This window comes from Geodermatophilus sp. SYSU D00867 (genome assembly GCF_054050315.1).
On record NZ_JBJGZC010000006.1, the window covers coordinates 106786 to 125164 of the forward strand.

Sequence of the window (18379 nt, forward strand, 5' to 3'; positions counted from 1 at the left end):
GCCCGGCCGGCATTCCCGTCCGGTCAGGCCGGCGGCGCGGGGGAGCGGGTCAGGACGGCGCCGTCATCGTCGCCGGACACCTCGTGGCGGGTGCCGTCGTCGGCGACCTCGGGATGGCGGCCGTCGAGCGCGTCGCGGGTGTACCGGTAGACGACGGCGATCAGCGCGGCCACCGGCACCCCGAGGAAGGCGCCGACGATCCCGGCCAGGCTGCCGCCGGCGGTGACGGCGAGGATGACCACCGCGGCGTGCAGGTTGAACCCGCGGCCCTGGATGATCGGCTGCAGCACGTTGCCCTCGATCTGCTGCACCAGCAGCACGATCCCGAAGACGATCAGCGCCACCGTGAAGCCCTCGTCGACCAGGGCGATCAGCACCGCGAAGGCGCCGGCGACGAACGCGCCGATGATCGGGACGAACGCGCCGAAGAAGGTCAGCACGGCCAGCGGCACGACCAGCGGCACGTCGAGGATCCACAACCCGAGGCCGATGAAGAAGGCGTCGACGAAGCCGACGAGGGCCTGCTGCTTGATGAACTCCGACAGGGTCGACCAGGTCTTCTGCGACAGCGCGGCCACGTGCGGGGCGGCCTTCGGCCCGGTCTGCGCGGCCAGCCACGGCACCCAGCGCGGCCCGTCCTTGATGAAGAAGAACGCCAGCACCAGCGCCAGCAGCAGGTTGAGCAGGCCGTTGCCGACGGCGGAGGCGCCGGTGGCGGCGTAGCCCGCGATGTTGGAGGCGTTCGACTGCACCGAGTCGATGGCCTGGTCGACGTACTGGCCGATCTGCTCCTCGTCGATGTTCAGCGGCGGCCCCTGCAGCCACTGCTGGACCTGCTCCAGGCCGCTGGCGGCCTGGTCGGCGAGCTCGGTGACCTGGTCGGCGACCTGCGGCGCGATGACCGCGATGAGCCCTCCGATGAGGCCCAGGAACAGCAGCAGCACGACCGCCGCGGCCAGGGCGGGGGGCCAGCCGTGCCGGCGCAGGAACCGGGTGGGCGGCCACAGCACGGTGGCGAACAGCAGGCCGAGGATGACCGGCAGCAGGATGACCCACAGCTTGCCGAGGACCCAGCCGATCACCACCAGTGCCGCGCTGATGAGCAGCAGTTGCGCGGAGGCGACGGCGAGCGTGCGGGTGGCCGACACCGCCCGCTCGCCGCGCTGCCAGGCCGGGGCGGGGGCCGCCGTGGCGTCGTGGTCGTCGGCGCGCGGGTCGCCCGGGCCGCCCTCGCCGGTGAGCGTGGGGGTGGCGCGCTCGTCGCCGACCGGCCGGCCGCCGGGCACGTCGCCGGGCGCAGCGCCTGCCGCGCGGTCCCGGGCCGGGGGAGCACCGGCGGCGGACGCGCCGCCACCGGCCGGGGCGTCGTCCCGGCGTCCGGACAGGCGGAACCTCATGGTCACATCGCACCACGGATCACCGCGGCCCACCGCCCGACGGCGGGAGGGGCGCAGGCCGCGGCTAGCGTCGGGGACGTGCCCAGGACCGCCAGAGCCGACCGGGTCGAGCGCGCCGAGCTGCTCGACTTCCTCCGCCCGCGGCACCGCGCGGTGCTGCTCACCCGGCGCCGCGAGGGCGGGGTGCAGCTGTCCCCGGTGACCTACGGCGTCGACGCCGAGGGGCGGGTCGTCGTCAGCACCTACCCGCAGCGCGCCAAGGTGCGCAACGCCCGCCGCGACCCCGCCGTCTCCCTCTGCGTGCTGTCCGACGACTGGGACGGCGCGTGGGTGCAGGTGGACGGCCGGGCCGAGGTGCTGGACCTGCCGGAGGCGCTGGAGCCGCTGGTCGAGTACTTCCGGTCGATCAGCGGCGAGCACCCCGACTGGGACGAGTACCGCGCCGCGATGGCCCGGCAGGGGAAGTCGCTGCTGCGCGTCACGATCGAGCGCTGGGGCCCGGTGGCCACCGGCGGCTTCCCGCCCGAGCTCGCGCAGGACTGACCGGCGCGCCGGGCAAGCCCAGGAGCTTGCACCCGGCCCGGCCGGCGGCGACGCTGCGCGCGTGCCCCTGGCCGTCGCCTGCGCCCCGCTGACCGCGGGCCCCGCCGCCGGCGCGCCCCCGGCGGTCCTCGGGGCCGGCGCGCGGGCGGTGGGGGAGGGCTGGGCGGCCGTCCTCGACGACGCCCCGGTCGCGGTCGACACCGTCGTCGCGCTGGTGCGGGAGGGCGGCCGGCGGATCGGCATCGGCGCCGCGCCGGCCGGTCCCGGTGACGGCCCGGTGCTGCTCGCCGCGCGCCGCGCCCTGGAGGCCGCCGGGCGCCGCCCGGCGCGGCTGGCCGTGCGCGGGTCCGACGCCGAGGCCGCCGCCGACGCCCAGGCGGTGCTCACCGCGCTCGCCGTCCTCCTCGCCCGCCGCAGCGCCGCGGCCTGGGCCGCCGTCGACCTGGTCGCGGCCGGCGCCACGCGGGCCGCCGCGGCCGCCGAGCTGGGCGTCTCCCGGCAGGCGGTCGCACAGCGCCTGGCCGCCGGGTCCTGGGAGCTGGAGCTGGAGCTGCGGCCGGCCGCCGCGCGGCTGCTCGCCCGCGCCGCCGGCCGGCCGCCCGGTTGAGGGACGCCGCCGCGCGCGGTGATCACCGGTCGCGGAGGATGGGGTCGTCCCACCCCGCAGGAGGTCCCGTGTCCGAACCCGTGCAGCCGCTGCGCAACGCCGAGCTCCTCGGCGTCTACGTCAACGACCACCTCGCCTCGGCCACCGGCGGCATCGAGCTGGTCTGCCGGATGCTGGGCGTGCACCGCGGCTCGCGCTGGGAGGCGCCGCTGACCCAGCTGCTCGGCGAGCTGCGCGAGGAGAAGTCCTCGCTGCTGGCCACGGCCCGGGCGCTCGGCATCCCGGTGCGGCAGTACAAGCAGCTCGGCGTCTGGCTGGCGGAGAAGATCACCCGCGCCAAGCTCAACGGCCGGCTGCTGTCCCGCTCGCCGCTGTCGGACCTCGTCGAGTTCGAGTTCCTCGCCTCCGGGGTGCGCGCCAAGCGCAGCGGCTTCGAGACGCTGCGGATCGTCGCCGAGGCCGACGACCGCCTGGACCGGGCCGAGCTCGACCGGCTCATCGACCAGGCGCACCGGCAGTACTCGTGGCTCACCGACGCCCGCCGCGAGGTGGCCGCCGCCGTCTTCGGCGGCCGCGCGGGGGCCGCCGAGCGCACCGGCGGCGTCTGACCCGGGTCCCTCGCGCGGTGCTCCGCGCCGCCTGGTAGCACAGGGTCATGTGCCACGACCCCGCCAGCCGCCCGCCCGCCCCGCCGCGCACGGGGGAGGTCGGCGACCGCGGCCTCACCGTGCTCACCGCGGCCGACGGCACGGAGGTCTCCGCCGCCTGGGCGCTGCCCGCCGACGTCGCGGCCGCGCCCGCCGGCGTGGTGGTCCTCCCGGACATCCGCGGGCTGCACCCGTACTACGTCGCGCTGACCGAGCGCTTCGCCGAGGCCGGCGTGCCCGCCGTCGCCCTCGACTACTTCGGCCGCACCGCCGGCACGGCCGGGAGCGGCACGCGCGACGCGGGCTTCGACTGGCAGACGCACGTCCCGCAGACCACGCCCGAGGGCGTCGACGCCGACCTCACCGCGGCCGTCGCCGAGCTGCGCCGGCGCACCCGGCCCGACCTGCCGGTGGTCACCGTCGGCTTCTGCTTCGGCGGCAGCCACTCCTGGCGGCAGTCCGGCGGCGACCTCGACGTCGCCGCCTGCGTGGGCTTCTACGGCCGGCCGGCCATGGTCGGCGACGCCGCCGCGCGGGCCTCGCGCCCGACGCTGATGGTGATCGCCGGTGCCGACGCCGCCACCCCCGTCGAGGACCAGCTCGCCCTCGCGGAGACGATGCGCGCCGCGGGCGCCGACGTCGAGACCGCGGTCTACGACGGCGCCCCACACTCCTTCTTCGACCGCGCCGCGCCCGAGTGGGAGGAGGCCTGCCAGGACGCCTGGCGGCGGATCCTGGCCCTCGTCGACGGCCTCGGGGCGGGGGTGCGGTCGTGAGCGAGCCGATCGACCCCGGGGTCATCGAGCTGGCCGCGCGGGTCTTCGACCTCGCCCGCTTCGGCCACACCGAGGAGCTGGTCGCCTACGTCGACGCCGGCGTCCCGGTGGACCTCACCAACGACAAGGGCGACACGCTGCTGATCCTCGCCGCCTACCACGACCACCCGGGGACGGTGGCCGCGCTGCTCGAGCGCGGCGCCGACCCGGGCCGGGCCAACGACCGGGGCCAGACGGCGCTGGCCGCGGCGGTGTTCCGCCGCTCGGAGGCCGGCGTGCGGACGCTGCTGGCCGCCGGCGCCGACCCCGACGCCGGCGGGCCGAGCGCGCGCGAGACCGCGGCGTTCTTCGACCTGCCGGAGATGGCCGCGCTGCTCGAGGGCCGCACCGGCTGAGGCTCCCCGCGGGAGCCGCACCGCCGTGACACCCTGGGGCGTCACGGCGCCGTCACGGGGGGAGGACGTCCATGGTCGCGCACTCGCACCTGCCCGAGCCGGGTACGGAGCGGGCGCGCTCCGGCGCCTCCCGGGTGGTCCCCCCGGAGCCCACCGAGCTGCCGGGGGACCTCGCCGACGGGCTGCCCCTGGCCGCCGACGTCCCGCTCGCACCCGTCGACGGCGGCCCGGCGCCGGGACCGGCCGCCCCGCTCACCGGCCCGGGCGGGCTGCCCCGCTGGCTGGTGCTGCTGGTCGGCGCCGCGGCCGCGACGATCGCCGTCGCCGGGGTGCGCGAGATCGCCTGGCTGGTCGCGCCGGTGCTCCTGGCGCTGGTCGTCGTCGTGGCGCTCATGCCGGTGCAGCGCTGGCTGCTGCGCCACCACGTGCCGCGCTGGGCGGCGGCCGGCGTCCTGCTGCTGCTCGTGTGGGGCGTGCTGCTCGGTCTCGGGTCGCTGCTGGTCGTCGCGATCGCCCAGTTCGCCGTCCTGCTGCCCGACTACGCCCCGCAGTTCGCGGTGCTGCTGGACGACACGGTGCAGCGGCTCGACGAGGCCGGGCTGTCCTCGACGCAGATCCAGGACCTGGTCGACCGGTTCGACTACGGCCAGCTCGTGGGCCTGGCCACCGACCTGCTCGCCCGGGTCACCGACACCGCCAGCACGCTGGTGCTGCTGCTGTCGGCGATGGTCTTCCTCGCCATCGAGTCCGGCGGGTTCGGCCGCCGGCTGGCGCTGGTCGCCGAGGACCGGCCGCACCTGCCCATCGCGCTCGGCCTGTTCGCCCGCGGCACCCGCAGCTACCTGCTGGTGAGCACGGTGTTCGGCGCGATCGTGGCGGTGGGCGACACCGTCGCGCTGGCGATCCTCGAGGTCCCGCTGCCGGTGCTGTGGGGCCTGCTGTCGTTCATCACCAACTACGTGCCCAACATCGGGTTCGTGCTCGGCGTCATCCCGCCGGCGCTGCTCGGGCTGCTCGCCGGCGGCTGGACCGAGTTCTGGGTGGTCATCGTCGTCTACTCGCTGCTCAACTTCGTCGTGCAGACGCTCATCCAGCCGCGCTTCGTCGGCGACTCGGTGGGCCTGTCGATGACGGTCACCTTCCTCGCGCTGCTGTTCTGGGGCTGGGTGCTGGGCGCGCTGGGCGCGCTGCTGGCCATCCCGCTCACGCTGCTGGTGAAGGCGCTGCTGGTCGACGTCGACCCGCGCGGGCACTGGCTCGACGCGCTGCTGCGGGAGGAGCCGAGAGCCCCGCGGACCAGCCGCGCACGGCAGCGCGCGCAGGCCCGGCGGGCGGCGCTGGCCTCGGTCCGCGCGCTGCACCCGCACTGGCCCTCGCGGCGTGGATCCGGGGACTGACCAGCGCGTTCGGGGAATGTCAGGGGTCGGGAGGACGTTGTCCACAAGCCGGGGAACGGTCCCGGCGAGACCCCGAGGAGGACCCGTGAAGGGCGATCGTGTCGAGGTCGTCATCGACGCCGGTGGCGACACCCGAACCTACGAGATCGAGGCCACCCGCGCCGGGCGCCGGGTGGACGTGTCCCACGGCCGCGGCGTCGTGGAGGTCACCGAGACCACCCGCGGCGGCACGCCCGTGCGCACCGCACGCTTCATGTCCGGGAGGGTGCTCGCGCTGGTCGAGCACCCGGCGGCCCGCCCGGCGTTCGAGGACGACGACGAGCCGGTGACCCCGCTGCGCCGCAGCGCGTGAGGGAGGACCTCCCTGCCCCCCTCGAAGGACCCTCCTGCCCCCCGCCACTCGCAGGCTCGCGGCGGGACCCTGCAGGGAGGCCGGTCGAGGCTCCCAGCGGGCCCCTGCAGGGAGGCCGTTCCGGCAGCTCACCCGAGCTGGTGGTGATGGTCGGCCTGCAGGGAGCGGGCAAGTCGACCTGGGTGCAGCGGACCCTCGCCGCGACGCACGAGGTGGTGAGCAAGGACCACTGGCCCCGCGCCCGGCGGCGGGAGACCCGGCAGCAGCGGCTCGTCGCCGGGCTGCTGGCGGCCGGGCGCAGCGTCGTCGTGGACAACACCAGCCCCTCGCCGGAGGAGCGCGCGCCGCTGGTCGCCGCGGCCCGCGCGGCCGGCGTGCCGGTGCGCGCGGTCTGGGTGGACACCCCGCTCGAGGAGTGCCTGGCCCGCAACGCGGCCCGCGAGTCGCCGGTGCCGCTGGTCGGCGTGCACGCCGCCCGCGCGCGGTTCGCCCCGCCCACCGCGGCCGAGGGCTTCGACCGGGTCGACGTCGTGCGGGGTGACGCCGCGCGGGGTGACGTCGTGCGGGGTGACGTCGCGCACCCGGGGGACTGACCGGCCGGACCGTCGCGTGCGGCCGGGGGAGCCGGTGCGGTAGGAACTGGCAGGCCCGTCCGCTCCCGTCCCCCCGGAGGTACCCGTCCCGTGCTGGCCAGCATCGGTTACGCCGTCGCCTACACCGCCGTCGGCCTCGTGCTGCTGGCCCTCGGCTTCCTCGTCCTCGACCTGCTGACGCCCGGCCACCTGGGCCGGCGCATCTACGAGGACCGGTCGGTGAGTGCCGCGGTCGTCCTGTCCGCCGGGTTCCTCGCCCAGGGCGCGGTCATCTTCGCCGCGATCTGGACCAACGCGACGTCCGGGTTCGGGGAGGCGCTGCTCTGGACCGTGGTCTTCGGCCTGCTCGGCGTGGTGCTGCAGGCTGTCGCGTTCCTCGTCCTCGACCTGCTCACGCCGGGGAAGATGGGCCAGCTCGTCACCGAGACCGGCTTCCACCCCGCGAGCATGGTGATGGCCGCGACCCAGCTCTCGGTCGCCGCGATCATCGTCGCCTCGATCTGGCCCTGACGGCCGCCGCGCACCGGTACGGGGGCGTCTCCGGGCGCTCCGGGAGCCCGCCGTAACCTGTCCGGCGCAGCCCGGGGGCCGGCGCGGGGTCGACCCGGCCCGAGCCCCCCACCCGGACCGGCCGGCGACGACGCCGCCACCAACGAGAGGAACTGCCATGAGCGAGGCCACCCCCCGCGTCGCCATCGTGACCGGCGCCGCGCGCGGCATCGGCGCCGCGACGGCGAAGCGCCTGGCCGCCGACGGCTTCGCCGTCGCCGTGCTCGACCTCGACGAGGCGAACACCAAGGACACCGTGCAGGCGATCGAGTCCGCCGGCGGGCGCGCGCTCGGCGTGGGCGCCGACGTCAGCGACGCCGAGCAGGTGCAGGCCGCCGTCGACCGGATCGCCGCCGAGCTCGGCCCGCCCGTCGTCCTGGTCAACAACGCGGGCGTCATCCGCGACAACATGCTGTTCAAGATGACCGAGGTCGACTGGGACCTGGTCATGAACGTGCACCTGCGCGGCGCCTTCCTCATGAGCCGGGCCTGCCAGAAGCACATGGTCGAGGCCAAGTGGGGCCGGATCGTGAACCTGTCGAGCACCTCGGCGCTGGGCAACCGCGGCCAGGCGAACTACTCGACGGCGAAGGCGGGCCTGCAGGGCTTCACCAAGACCCTCGCCATCGAGCTGGGCAAGTTCGGCGTCACCGCCAACGCGATCGCCCCGGGCTTCATCCAGACCGAGATGACGATGGCCACCGCCGAGCGCATGGGCATCCCCTTCGACGACTTCATCAAGGGCGCCGCCTCGCAGATCCCGGTGGCCCGCGTCGGCCAGCCCGAGGACATCGCGCACCTGGTGTCGTTCTTCGTCAGCGAGGGCGCCGGCTTTGTCTCGGGTCAGGTCGTGTACGCCGCGGGTGGCCCGAAGGCCTGACGGCCACCACGCACGGACCCACGGGGCCCGGCCGGGAGCGATCCCGGCCGGGCCCCGTCGCGTCGTCGAGCGGCGGCCGTGTCCCGCCCGGGCCCGCGGCGCCGGCGCTCACGCGGCCGGCGCCGCGGGCCCGGGGCGGGCCGTGCCGGGGAGCGCGGTCCGGGGCTCGGCCAGCCGGGTCACCACGGGACCAGCGACGGCGAGCACCAGCACGTACGCGGTGGTCAGGGGACCCAGCTCGGTCAGTCCGGCCGCCACGGCCAGGCCGGCGATGACCACGGAGAACTCGCCGCGGGCGATCAACGCCGTCCCCGCTCGCCAGCGGCCCGGAGCGGCGACACCGTCCCGGCGGGCGGCGTACCAGCCCGTTCCCACCTTGGTCGCCGCGGTCACGACGGCGAGGAGCAGCGCCGCCGGCAGGACCGGGAGGACGTCGGCGGGGTCGGTGCCCAGCCCGAAGGCGACGAAGAAGGTGGCCGCGAACAGGTCGCGCAGCGGGGTGAGGATCCGCCGCACCCGTTCGGCGAAGGGTGCGGGCAGGGCCAGCCCGACCAGGAAGGCGCCGACCGCGGCCGAGACGCCCAGCGCCTGCGCCGCGCCGGCGACCAGCAGGGTCAACCCGACCAGCCGCAGGAGCACCTGCTCGTCGTCCGGGGAGGTGAGCAACCGCCCCAGGTGCCGGCCGTGGCGCCGGGCGGCGGCCAGGACGAGGACCACGGTCCCGGCGGCCAGGGCGAGTCCGCCGGCGGCCGCGGCCGGGCCGCCCCCGGCCAGCGCCACGGCCAGCAGGGGCAGCACCAGCGCCATGGCGAGGTCCTCGAGCACCAGGACCGAGAGCACGGCCGGTGTCTCCCGGTTGGCCAGCCGGCCGAGGTCGGCGAGCAGCCGGGCCACGATGCCGGACGACGAGATGTAGGTGATGCCCCCGAGGGCGAGCGCGCCCTGCCAGGGCAGGCCGAGCGCCAGGCCGGCCACGATGCCCGGCGGCGCGTTGAGCAGCAGGTCCACCAGGCCGGAGCGGCCGTGGTGGCGCAGCGAGGTGAACAGCTCGTCGGGTGAGAACTCGAGACCGAGGGCGAGCAGCAGCAGCACGACGCCGATCTCGGCCGCGGCCTCGATGAACGGCGTGGCCGTGGTCAGGGGCGCGAGCCCGCCGTCGCCCACCGCGAGCGCGGCCACGAGGACGAACGGGATGGGGGAGAGGTCCAGGCGCCGGGCGAGCAGGCCGAGCAGCGCGAGCCCCAGGAAGAGCAGCCCCAGCTCGACCAGCAGCGCCTCGGTGCCGTGCACGTCGGGGGCCTAGGCCGCGCCGTCCAGCCGCGCGCCGAGCTGGGTGAGCCCGGCGTCGGAGCCGATGGCGACCAGCACGTCCCCGGCGTGCAGCACCTCCGCCGGGCCGGGGGAGGGGACGACGTCGTGCTCGCGCACCACGGCCACGATCGAGCACCCGGTCAGGGTGCGGGCGCGGGTCTCGCCGAGCGGGCGCCCGTCGAAGGGTGACCCGGCGTGCACGAGGAAGCGGGCGGACCGGAGCCCCGGCACCTCCCGCGAGAGGTCCACGAACCGCTGGGTCAGCCGCGGCGCTCCCAGGAGCTCGGCCAGGACGCCGGTCTCCTCGGCGTCGAGGCGGAACACGGCGCGGGCGCGGTCCGGGTCGCGCCGGTCGAACACGGCCACCTCCGCGCCGCCCTCGCGCTGGACGACGACGGCCAGGCGGTCGCCGGCGCGGGTCGTGAGCCCGTAACGCACGCCGACGCCGGGCAGCATGGTCTCGTCCAGATCCACCACGCGGGCATCGTGGCAGAGCGTCGCGGGTCCGGCCGCACGGTGACCCCGGCCGCACGGTGGCCGGGGTCACCGGCGGCCGGCCCGGGCGGCGGGCAGAGCGACCCGCCGGCCGGCGTTGTACCGGGCGTGACCGACCGTCTCCGCCTCGCCGTCCTCGGTGACTCGATCGCGTACGGCACCGGTGCCGCGCGGGTCGAGGACGGCCTCGGCCCGCGGCTGGCGCAGGTGCTGCGCAGCGCGGGCATCGAGACCGACCTGTCCGTGCTGGCCGTGCCCGGCGCCGCCTCCCGCGACCTCGCCGCGCAGGTGCGCCGGGCCGCGCCGCTGGACGCCGACCTCGCCGTCGTGGTGATCGGCGCCAACGACCTGGCCCGGTTCCTCCCCGTCGAGCAGGCGGTCGCCGCGCTCGGCTCCGCCGTCGACGGGCTGCGCGCCGCGGGCACCGACGTCGTCGTCGTGCCGGCGCCGGACATGTCCAGCGTGCCGTTCGTGCCGCCGGCGTTCCGGCCGGTCGTGCAGGCCGCCTGCGCGGTGCTGCAGCAGCGGCAGGCGGAGGCGGCGCAGGCGCGCGGCGCCGTCGTCGCGGCGGTGTCCGCCGAGGTGGGCCGGGCGTTCAGCACCGACCCGGCGCTGTTCTCCGCCGACCGGTTCCACCCCTCCTCGGCCGGCTACGCGCGGATCGCGGCGGCGCTGGCCCCGACGGTGCTGGCCGCCGCCCGCGCCCGCCGGGACCGCCGCGCCGCCTGAGCTCACGCGGCCCGGGTCGCCTCCGCGGTCGCCCGGCGCAGGCCCTCGAGGTCGAGGTCCGGGCCGTAGCCGGGGGTGCCGGGCTCGATCCGCCAGCTCTCGGACAGCGGGCCCAGGTCGAGCACGTCGAAACCGACCTCGTCGATGAGCGAGGCGACGACCTCCTTCGCCGAGGCGTCGTCCCCGGCGACGGCGAGCGCCCGCCGGTGCGGCGTGCCGCTCGGCGTCCGCCGCGCGGTGATCTGCGCGGCCTGGATGTGGTTGAACGCCTTGACCACCCGGGAGGTGGGGAGGTGGTCCTGCAGCAGCTGCGAGCTGGTGGTGGTCCCCTGGTCGAGGGCGGCGACGTGCCCGTCGCGCTCCGGGTAGTAGTTGTTGGTGTCGATGACCACCTTCCCGGCCAGCGGCTCCACCGGGATGTCGGGCAGGGCCTTGAGCGGCACGGTGACGACGACCAGGTCGCCGGCGGCGCCGGCCTCGGCGGCGGTCGCGGCACGCACGGAGCCGCGGCGGGAGGGCCGGTCCCCGAGGGCGTCGACGAGGCCGGCGAGGGTCTCCGGGCCGCGCGAGTTGGAGAGGACGACGTCGTGGCCGAGGTCGGTGGCCGCCTGCGCGAGCGCCGTGCCGATGTGGCCGGCGCCGATGATGCCGAGAGTGGTCATGCCTGCCGCCAACGCGCCGGCCGGCGGCCCATTCCCTACGCCTCCCGTGCCCGGTCCAGCGCGTCGGCGAGCAGCTCGGCCAGGTGCCGGCCGGGGCGGTCGGCGAGCTGGTCCAGCTGCGTGCGGCAGGAGAACCCGTCGGCCAGCACGACGGCGTCCGGCCCGGCCGCGCGGACGGCGGGCAGCAGCTGCTGCTCCGCGATCGCCACCGACACCTCGTGGTGGCCGCGCTCGACGCCCCAGTTGCCGGCCAGCCCGCAGCAGCCGCCGAGCCGGGTGACCGTCGCACCGGCCCGGCGCAGCAGCCGCTCGTCGGCCGCCCAGCCCATCACCGCGTGGTGGTGGCAGTGCGGCTGCGCGACCACCTCGACGCCGGCCAGCGACGGCGGCGCCCACCCCTCGGTGGCGGTGAGCAGCTCGGCCAGCGTCCGGGTGGCCGCGGCGACCCGCCCCGCGGCCGGGTCGTCCAGCAGCTCCACGGCGTCGCTGCGCAGCGCCGCGGTGCACGAGGGCTCCACGCCGACGATCGGGATGCCGGCGTCGGCCAGCGGCGCGAGCCGGCGCACCGTGTCGCCGAGGATGCGCTTGGCGGTGTCCAGCTGCCCCGTGGTGATCCAGGTCAGCCCGCAGCAGGTGTCGTCGCCGGGCACCTGCACCGAGTAGCCGGCGGCCTCGAGCACCCGGACGGCGGCGTGCGCGGCCTCCGGCGCGAAGTGGTCGGTGAACGAGTCCACCCACAGCGCCACCGGCGCGCCGCCGCCGGGCCGCGGGGTGAACGACTGCCGGAAGGTGCGCGGCGCGAACGACGGCAGCGACCGCCGCTGGTCCACGCCGGCGCCCCACCTGGCCAGCCGCCCGCCGAGCCGGTTGCGCAGCACGGCGTTGACCAGCCGCGGCGCCCGCGCGGCCAGGTCGGACCACATGGGCAGCCTGCCCAGCGTGTAGTGCGCCAGCGGCCGGAGGCGGCGCCGGTAGGACTGGTGCAGCACCTCGGACTTGTAGCTGGCCATGTCCACGCCGGTCGGGCAGTCCCGCGAGCAGCCCTTGCACGACAGGCACAGGTCGAGCGCGGCGTGCACCTCCGGTGAGCGCCAGTCCCGCACCGGCCCGCCGGGCGCGAGCATCTCCTGCAGCACCCGGGCGCGGCCGCGGGTGGAGTCCTTCTCCTCGCGGGTGGCCGGGAACGACGGGCACATGACGGCGACGCCGGACGGGTCGGCCCGGCACTTGCCGACGCCGGTGCAGCGGTGCACCGCGTTGGACAGGTCGCCGCCGTCGTGCCGGTAGGCCAGCGCCAGGGTGGGCGGGCCGGTGCGGAGCAGCCGGGGCGCGGCGGCCACCCGGACGTCGTCGTCCAGTCGGGCCGGGCGCACCAGCACGCCGGGGTTGAGCACGTCGTCGGGGTCGAACAGCGCCTTGACCTGCGCGAAGAGGTCCAGCGCGGCGGGGGAGTACATGGTCGGCAGCAGCTCGCTGCGGGCCCGGCCGTCGCCGTGCTCGCCCGACACCGACCCGCCGTAGCGGGCGACCAGCCGGGCGGCGTCCTCGACGAAGGAGCGGTAGGCGGCGCGGCCGCGGTCGGGCTCGCGCCCGAACGGGAAGTCGATGCGCACGTGCACGCAGCCGTCGCCGAAGTGTCCGTACGGCACGCCCTGCAGCCCGTGCTGCTCCAGCAGCGCGTCGAACTCGCGCAGGTAGGCGCCGAGGGACTCCACCGGCACGGCGGCGTCCTCCCAGCCGGCGTGCGCGGGGCGGCCGTCGGAGGTGCGCGCGGCCAGGCCGGCGCCGTCCTCGCGGATCCGCCAGATCGCCGCGGCGTGCGCGACGTCGGTGACCACCAGGGAGTCCAGCGCGCCGGCGTCGGCGACGACGCCCGCGCCCTTCGCCTCCACCTCCGCGACGGTGTCACCGGTGACCTCGACGATCAGCCAGCCCGCGCCGCGCGGCAGGTCGGGGACGACGGCGGCCGGCACGTCGCGCAGCCGCTGCACGATCCGCTCGTCCAGGCCCTCGACGGCGGTCGGCCCGTGCCGGAGCAGGCCCGGTGTGGCGTCGGCGGCCTCGGCCATCGACGGGTAGCCGAGCACCACCAGCCCGCGGTACGGGGCGTCGGCGACCAGCCGCACGGTCGCGCCGAGGACGACGGCCAGCGTCCCCTCGCTGCCCACCAGCGCCCGGGTGACGTCGAAGCCGTGCTCGGGCAGCAGGTGCTCCAGCGAGTAGCCCGACACCTGCCGGCCGAAGCGGCCGAGCTCGGTGCGGATGGTGGCCAGCTCGCGGCCGACCAGGGCGCGCAGGTCCTCGACCACCCCGCTGCCCGTGCCGTCCACGGCCGCCCCGGAGGTCAGCCGCAGCCGCTGCCCGGTCCCGGTGACGACGTCGAGGCCGACGACGTTGTCCGACGTCCGGCCGTAGCCCAGCGCGCGGGAGCCGCAGGCGTTGTTGCCGATCATCCCGCCGACGGTGCAGCGGTTGGCCGTGCTCGGGTCCGGCCCGAAGCGCAGCCCGTGCGGGCGGGCGGCCAGTTGCAGCCGGGCCTGGACGACGCCGGGGTCGATCACCGCGGTGCGCGCCTCGGCGTCCACCACGTGCACCCGGTCCAGGTACCGGCTGGTGTCGACGACGACCCCGGTGCCCACCGCGTTGCCGGCGATCGAGGTGCCCGCGCCGCGCATGGTCAGCGGCACGCCGAGCGTCCGGCAGACCTCGAGGGCGGCCACGACCTCGTCGGCGTCGCGCGGGCGGACGACGGCGCGCGGCAGCACGCGGTACAGCGAGCCGTCGGAGGAGTACAGCGCCCGGGCCAGGCCCGAGTCGTCGACGTCGCCGATCCCGGCCCGGCGGAGCGCGGCGGTGACCTCGGCGGTGTCGGAGGGGGTGTCGGCGAGTGCGCTGCTCACCCCACCAGTGTCCCCGGTGCCGCCGCGGGGGCGGACGGCACCGGGGGAGGAGGGTCAGTCCCCGGTCGGCGGCTCGTCCTCGCCGGACTCCTCGGCGGCGTCGGCCTCCTCCTTGGTGTGGTGCACCGCGCCGTCGGCGTGCTCCGGCGGGCCGTAGACCGTGTACAGGACCAGCGGGTTCGGCCCCGTGTTGAGGAAGTTGTGCTTCGTCCCGGCCGGGACGACGACCAGGTCGCCCTGCGCCACCTTCTTCGTGGCCCCGCCGACCTTCGCCTCACCGACGCCGCTGACGAAGGTGAGAATCTGGTCGATGTCCTCGTGGACCTCCTCGCCGATCTCCCCGCCCGGCGGGATGGTCATGACGACCAGCTGCGTGTTCTCCCCGGTCCACAGGACCCGGCGGAAGTCGGGGCTCTCCTCGGCGACGGTCGCGATGGTGAAGTGGATGACGGACGCCATGGACGGCGCTCCTCCCTGTCTCGCGGCACCCGGACGGTGCTCCTCGGACCAGCCTTGCCCCCCAGCCGCGCGCGCCATGCCTCGCCGCCCGACGGGGTGGCGTCGCTCCACCGACCCCTGCTAGCGTCGCCACATCCCGGTTGGAATGTCCAACCGACGAGCCTGCTGGGGGCGCGCGTGTCCCGATCGGTCGAGTCCCGTCCCGTCCCCGCGGCCGCCGACGGCGCCCCGGTCGCCGCGCTGCAGCGGCGGACGCTCGCCGTCGTCGCGGTCAGCACCCTCGTCGTCCTCGCCGCCTTCGTCACCCCGCTGGCCACCGCCGTGGCCACCGCGGCCGACCTGGGCACCGGCGCGGGCGGGCAGGCGTGGCTGCTGGCCGCGATGAGCGTCGGGCTGGCCGCGGCGCTGCTGGTCACCGGCGCGGCCGCCGACGACCTCGGCCGCCGCCGGGTGTTCACCGCGGGACTCGTGCTGCTGGCCGCCGGCGCCGCGCTCTCGGCCGCCGCGGGGTCCACCGGGGTCTTCGTCGCCGGCCGGCTGGTCGAGGGCGTCGGCGGCGCGGCCGTCCTGGCCTGCTCGCTCGGGCTGATCGCCCAGGTGTTCCCGCTCGGCCCGGCGCGGGCGCGCGCGGCGGCGGTGTGGGGCGCCAGCCTGGGCGCGGGCACCGGCGTGGGCGGGCTGGCCGCGGTGGTCCTCGACGGCGACACCGGCTGGCGGGCCACGCACGTCGCCACCGCCGTCGTCACGCTGCTGCTGGCGGTCGCCGCCCGGCTGCTGCTGCCGGAGGCCGCACCCGGCCGCCGGCCGCGGGTCGACGTCGCCGGGCCGGTGCTGCTCGTCGCCGCGGTGTGCTGCCTGCTCGTCGGGCTGGTCGCCACCCGCACCGGCACCGGGACCGGGACCGTGGTCGCGCTGCTCGCCGGCGGCGCGGTGCTCGCCGTCGCGTTCGTGCTGGCCGAGTCCCGGGTGCGCGCGCCGATGGTCGACCTGGGCCTGTTCCGCGTCCGCGGCTTCCTGGCCGCGAGCGTCGGCGCGCTGGTCACCGGCGCGGCCACGGTCGGGCTGATGTCCTTCCTCGCCACCGTGCTGCAGCGGGCGCTGGGCGAGAGCCTGCTCGCGACGACGGTGCTCGTGCTCGTGTGGTCCGCGGTCGCGACGGCGACGTCGGTGGGGCTGCGCTGGCTGCCCGGCGTCGACGGGCGGGTGCTGCTGGCCGGCGGCCTGGCGGTGTCGGCCGCGGGACTGGCGGCGCTGGCCGTCCTCGACCCGGGCGACCGGGCCGCCGCGCTGCTGCCGGGCCTGCTGGTCCTCGGCGTCGGCTACGGCGCGGCCAACGCCGCGCTCGGCCGCGAGGCGGTGGCGCACGTGCCGCCGGAGCGGGCCGGCATGGGCAGCGGCGCCAACAACACCGCCCGCTACCTGGGCGCCGCCGTCGGCGTCACGCTGGTCGTCCTGCTGGTGACCGCGGGCGCGCCCACCGGCACCGCGGCCGGGCTGCTCGCCGGGTGGGACGCGGCCGCGCTCGCCGGCGCCGGGGTCAGCGCGGCCGGGGCGCTGGCGGTCCTGGCGCTGCGGCCGGCGCGCCGCTGACCCGGCGGGCTCAGCGGCGGGCGACGAGCCCGACCAGCACCTCGGTGGCGACGTCGGTGTCCTCGGCCAGGGAGCCGGCCTCGCCGCGCTCGACCCGGGCGAGCATCAGCTCGTTGAGCCCGCCGACCGCGGCGACGACGAGCGCGCGGTCCACCGCCCGCACCTCGTCGGGAAACCGCTCGGCCATCTCGGCGGCGACCCCGCGGATCAGCTCCACGTAACGGTCGATGACCTGCCGCCGCAGGGTGAGCGCGTGCCGGCCGGCGGCCTGCACCTCGACCAGCGCCGCCCAGGCCACCTCCGGGTTGGCGGCGAGCACCTCCAGGTAGGCCCGCACGGCCGACCGCAGCCGGTCGCGCCAGGCCAGCCCCTCGGCGGCCGCCCGGTCCTGCGCGGCGCGCACGGTGGCGAGCACCTTGTCGGTGGCGCGGGTGTAGAGCTCGAGGAGGCAGTGCTCCTTGTCGCGGAAGTGCGCGTAGACGACGGTCTTGGACACCCGTCCCTCGCGGGCGATGTCGGAGACCGTCGTCGCGCGGTAGCCCTTCTCGGCCATGCAGGTGGCCAGCGCGAGGAGGATGCGCACCCGGCGGTTGGCGTCGTCCTCGGTCAGGTCCTCGGGGGAGACCAGCGCGGCGGCCACCCCGCCGATCGTAGGGCCGGGCAGCCCCCGTCCGGGGTGCGCTCGGGCGCGCCGTGAGGCGACTCACCGGAGATCCGGGAACAGACGGTCCGCCGCAGCTGTCGTCCTCCCCGTGACGCCCGCGACCGCCGCCCGCACCCCGCTGCGCGCCTACGCCGTCTGGCTCACCGCGCTCGCCGCCTACGTCGTCGCCGTCTTCCACCGCGCCTCGCTCGGCGTGGCCGGGGTGGAGGCGCAGGAGCGGTTCTCCGCCGGGGCGTCCGCGGTCTCGCTGTTCCTGGTGCTGCAGCTGGCGGTCTACGCCGGGCTGCAGGTGCCGGTCGGGGTGGCGCTGGACCGCTTCGGCTCGCGCCGGCTGATCGTCGCGGGCGGGGTCACCATGGCCCTCGGCCAGCTGGTGCTGGCGCTGGCCACCGACGTCCCCACCGCCGTCGCGGCCCGCGTGCTGGTCGGCGCCGGCGACGCGATGACGTTCATCAGCGTGCTGCGGGTGATCGGCTTCTGGTTCCCCGGCCGCACGGTCCCGCTGGTCACCCAGCTCACCGGCATCCTCGGCCAGCTCGGGCAGGTCGTCGCCGCCTACCCGCTGGTCGCGCTGCTGCACACGGCCGGCTGGCGCAGCACCTTCCTCGGCGCGGCGGCGGTCGGCGTGCTGGTCGTCGTCCTGGTGCTCGCCACGCTGCGCGACGCCCCGCCCGGCGTCGAGCCCGCCACCCCGGCGGGGCTGGCCGAGGTGCGCCGCAACCTGGCGCTCACCTGGCAGGAGTCCGGCACCCGGATCGGCCTCTACACCCACCTGGTCACCCAGTTCTCCGGCACGGTCTTCGCGCTGCTGTGGGGCTATCCCTTCCTCGTCGTCGGGCAGGGGCTGTCCCCGGCGACGGCGGCCGGGCTGCTCACGCTGCTGGTCGTCGTCGGCATGGGGGTCGGGCCGCTGCTCGGCCGGCTGTGCGGGCGCTGGCCGCTGCGCCGCTCGGTGCTGGTCCTCGGCATCCTCGCCGTCACCGCCGCCACCTGGACCGTCGTCCTGCTGTGGCCCGGCCGCGCGCCGCTGTGGCTGCTCGTGCTGCTGGTCGTCGTGCTCGGCACCAACGGCCCCGGCTCGATGATCGGCTTCGACTTCGCGCGCACCTGGAACCCGGCCGAGCGGCAGGGCAGCGCCAGCGGCGTGGTCAACGTCGGCGGCTTCGTCGCCTCGCTGCTGACCGTCCTGGCGATCGGCGCGGTGCTCGACGTCCTCACGCCCGGCGCCTCGACCGCCTACGACCTCGACGCCTTCCGCGCCGCGTTCGCCGTCCAGTACCTGTTCTGGGCGATCGGCCTGGTCGGCGTGCTGCGCCACCGCCGGGCGCTGCGGGCGCGGCTGGCCCGTGACGGCGTCGTCCTCGCCCCGCTGGTGACGGCGGTCGGCGCCCGGCTGCGCGGCGGGTCCGCCTACCGCTGACCCCGGCCGCGGG

20 protein-coding genes are annotated in these 18379 nt (G+C 76.9%); 13 read left to right on the plus strand and 7 right to left on the minus strand.

Annotated elements, in window-relative coordinates:
• Positions 1-23 precede the first annotated feature (23 nt).
• Complete coding sequence (locus tag ACI8AK_RS07435; RefSeq protein ID WP_456955679.1) at positions 24-1397, minus strand: AI-2E family transporter; 1374 nt, start codon at positions 1395-1397, stop codon at positions 24-26.
• A gap of 78 nt (positions 1398-1475) precedes the next feature.
• Between ACI8AK_RS07435 and ACI8AK_RS07440 the strand changes: the two genes are divergently transcribed.
• From ACI8AK_RS07440 to fabG, 10 genes are all read left to right on the plus strand, one after another.
• A complete protein-coding gene (locus ACI8AK_RS07440; protein WP_387989820.1) occupies positions 1476-1940 on the plus strand; it encodes a PPOX class F420-dependent oxidoreductase in 465 nt (154 codons plus the stop codon).
• A 61-nt stretch (positions 1941-2001) separates the two neighbouring features.
• On the plus strand, positions 2002-2547 hold the full coding sequence (locus ACI8AK_RS07445; RefSeq protein WP_456955681.1) for a hypothetical protein: 546 nt from the start codon (positions 2002-2004) through the stop codon (positions 2545-2547).
• Between the two features lie 68 nt (positions 2548-2615).
• A complete protein-coding gene (locus tag ACI8AK_RS07450) occupies positions 2616-3155 on the plus strand; it encodes a hypothetical protein (RefSeq protein ID WP_387989826.1) in 540 nt (179 codons plus the stop codon).
• Between the two features lie 47 nt (positions 3156-3202).
• The gene (locus tag ACI8AK_RS07455) at positions 3203-3970 is read left to right on the plus strand and encodes a dienelactone hydrolase family protein (RefSeq protein ID WP_456902987.1); all 768 of its coding nucleotides are present in this window, start codon (positions 3203-3205) and stop codon (positions 3968-3970) included.
• A complete protein-coding gene (locus ACI8AK_RS07460; protein ID WP_456949616.1) occupies positions 3967-4365 on the plus strand; it encodes an ankyrin repeat domain-containing protein in 399 nt (132 codons plus the stop codon). The genes ACI8AK_RS07455 and ACI8AK_RS07460 overlap by 4 nt, the downstream gene beginning before the upstream one ends.
• Before the next feature lie 71 nt (positions 4366-4436).
• Positions 4437-5762, plus strand: a complete 1326-nt coding sequence (locus ACI8AK_RS07465) for an AI-2E family transporter (protein ID WP_456955683.1) — start codon at positions 4437-4439, stop codon at positions 5760-5762.
• An 85-nt stretch (positions 5763-5847) separates the two neighbouring features.
• A complete protein-coding gene (locus tag ACI8AK_RS07470) occupies positions 5848-6114 on the plus strand; it encodes a hypothetical protein (RefSeq protein WP_456955685.1) in 267 nt (88 codons plus the stop codon).
• A gap of 146 nt (positions 6115-6260) precedes the next feature.
• Complete coding sequence (locus tag ACI8AK_RS07475) at positions 6261-6707, plus strand: AAA family ATPase (protein WP_387989840.1); 447 nt, start codon at positions 6261-6263, stop codon at positions 6705-6707.
• 90 nt (positions 6708-6797) lie between these two features.
• Positions 6798-7217: a DUF350 domain-containing protein gene (locus ACI8AK_RS07480; RefSeq protein WP_387989843.1), complete on the plus strand. Its 420-nt coding sequence runs from the start codon at positions 6798-6800 to the stop codon at positions 7215-7217.
• A 157-nt stretch (positions 7218-7374) separates the two neighbouring features.
• Positions 7375-8136, plus strand: coding sequence for a 3-oxoacyl-ACP reductase FabG (gene fabG / locus ACI8AK_RS07485; protein WP_387989846.1), 762 nt, complete (start codon positions 7375-7377; stop codon positions 8134-8136).
• A 108-nt stretch (positions 8137-8244) separates the two neighbouring features.
• On the opposite strand, the gene ACI8AK_RS07490 is transcribed toward fabG, so the two are convergent.
• Both ACI8AK_RS07490 and ACI8AK_RS07495 read right to left on the minus strand, forming a co-directional pair.
• Complete coding sequence (locus ACI8AK_RS07490; protein WP_456955687.1) at positions 8245-9426, minus strand: cation:proton antiporter; 1182 nt, start codon at positions 9424-9426, stop codon at positions 8245-8247.
• A 9-nt stretch (positions 9427-9435) separates the two neighbouring features.
• Positions 9436-9924, minus strand: a complete 489-nt coding sequence (locus tag ACI8AK_RS07495; RefSeq protein ID WP_387989852.1) for a cation:proton antiporter regulatory subunit — start codon at positions 9922-9924, stop codon at positions 9436-9438.
• A gap of 126 nt (positions 9925-10050) precedes the next feature.
• Here ACI8AK_RS07495 and ACI8AK_RS07500 point away from each other — a divergent pair, with 126 nt between their 5' ends.
• On the plus strand, positions 10051-10671 hold the full coding sequence (locus ACI8AK_RS07500; RefSeq protein WP_387989855.1) for an SGNH/GDSL hydrolase family protein: 621 nt from the start codon (positions 10051-10053) through the stop codon (positions 10669-10671).
• A gap of 2 nt (positions 10672-10673) precedes the next feature.
• Here ACI8AK_RS07500 and ACI8AK_RS07505 read toward each other — a convergent pair whose 3' ends face one another.
• The 3 genes from ACI8AK_RS07505 to ACI8AK_RS07515 are packed head-to-tail and all read right to left on the minus strand — an operon-like array spanning position 10674 to position 14692.
• Positions 10674-11333 (minus strand): NADPH-dependent F420 reductase, encoded by a 660-nt coding sequence (locus ACI8AK_RS07505; protein ID WP_387989858.1) that lies wholly within the window; start codon positions 11331-11333, stop codon positions 10674-10676.
• A 35-nt stretch (positions 11334-11368) separates the two neighbouring features.
• Positions 11369-14233, minus strand: coding sequence for an FAD-binding and (Fe-S)-binding domain-containing protein (locus ACI8AK_RS07510; RefSeq protein ID WP_387989861.1), 2865 nt, complete (start codon positions 14231-14233; stop codon positions 11369-11371).
• Between the two features lie 54 nt (positions 14234-14287).
• Entirely contained in the window at positions 14288-14692 is a 405-nt protein-coding gene (locus ACI8AK_RS07515; protein ID WP_456949623.1) for a cupin domain-containing protein, read from the minus strand.
• A 177-nt stretch (positions 14693-14869) separates the two neighbouring features.
• Here ACI8AK_RS07515 and ACI8AK_RS07520 point away from each other — a divergent pair, with 177 nt between their 5' ends.
• On the plus strand, positions 14870-16282 hold the full coding sequence (locus tag ACI8AK_RS07520; protein ID WP_456955689.1) for an MFS transporter: 1413 nt from the start codon (positions 14870-14872) through the stop codon (positions 16280-16282).
• Positions 16283-16292: 10 nt separating this feature from the next.
• Here the strand turns inward: ACI8AK_RS07520 and ACI8AK_RS07525 are convergent, their stop codons facing one another.
• Complete coding sequence (locus ACI8AK_RS07525) at positions 16293-16922, minus strand: TetR/AcrR family transcriptional regulator (RefSeq protein ID WP_456955691.1); 630 nt, start codon at positions 16920-16922, stop codon at positions 16293-16295.
• 112 nt (positions 16923-17034) lie between these two features.
• Between ACI8AK_RS07525 and ACI8AK_RS07530 the strand changes: the two genes are divergently transcribed.
• Positions 17035-18366, plus strand: coding sequence for an MFS transporter (locus tag ACI8AK_RS07530; protein ID WP_387989872.1), 1332 nt, complete (start codon positions 17035-17037; stop codon positions 18364-18366).
• The last annotated feature ends 13 nt before the right edge of the window (positions 18367-18379 follow it).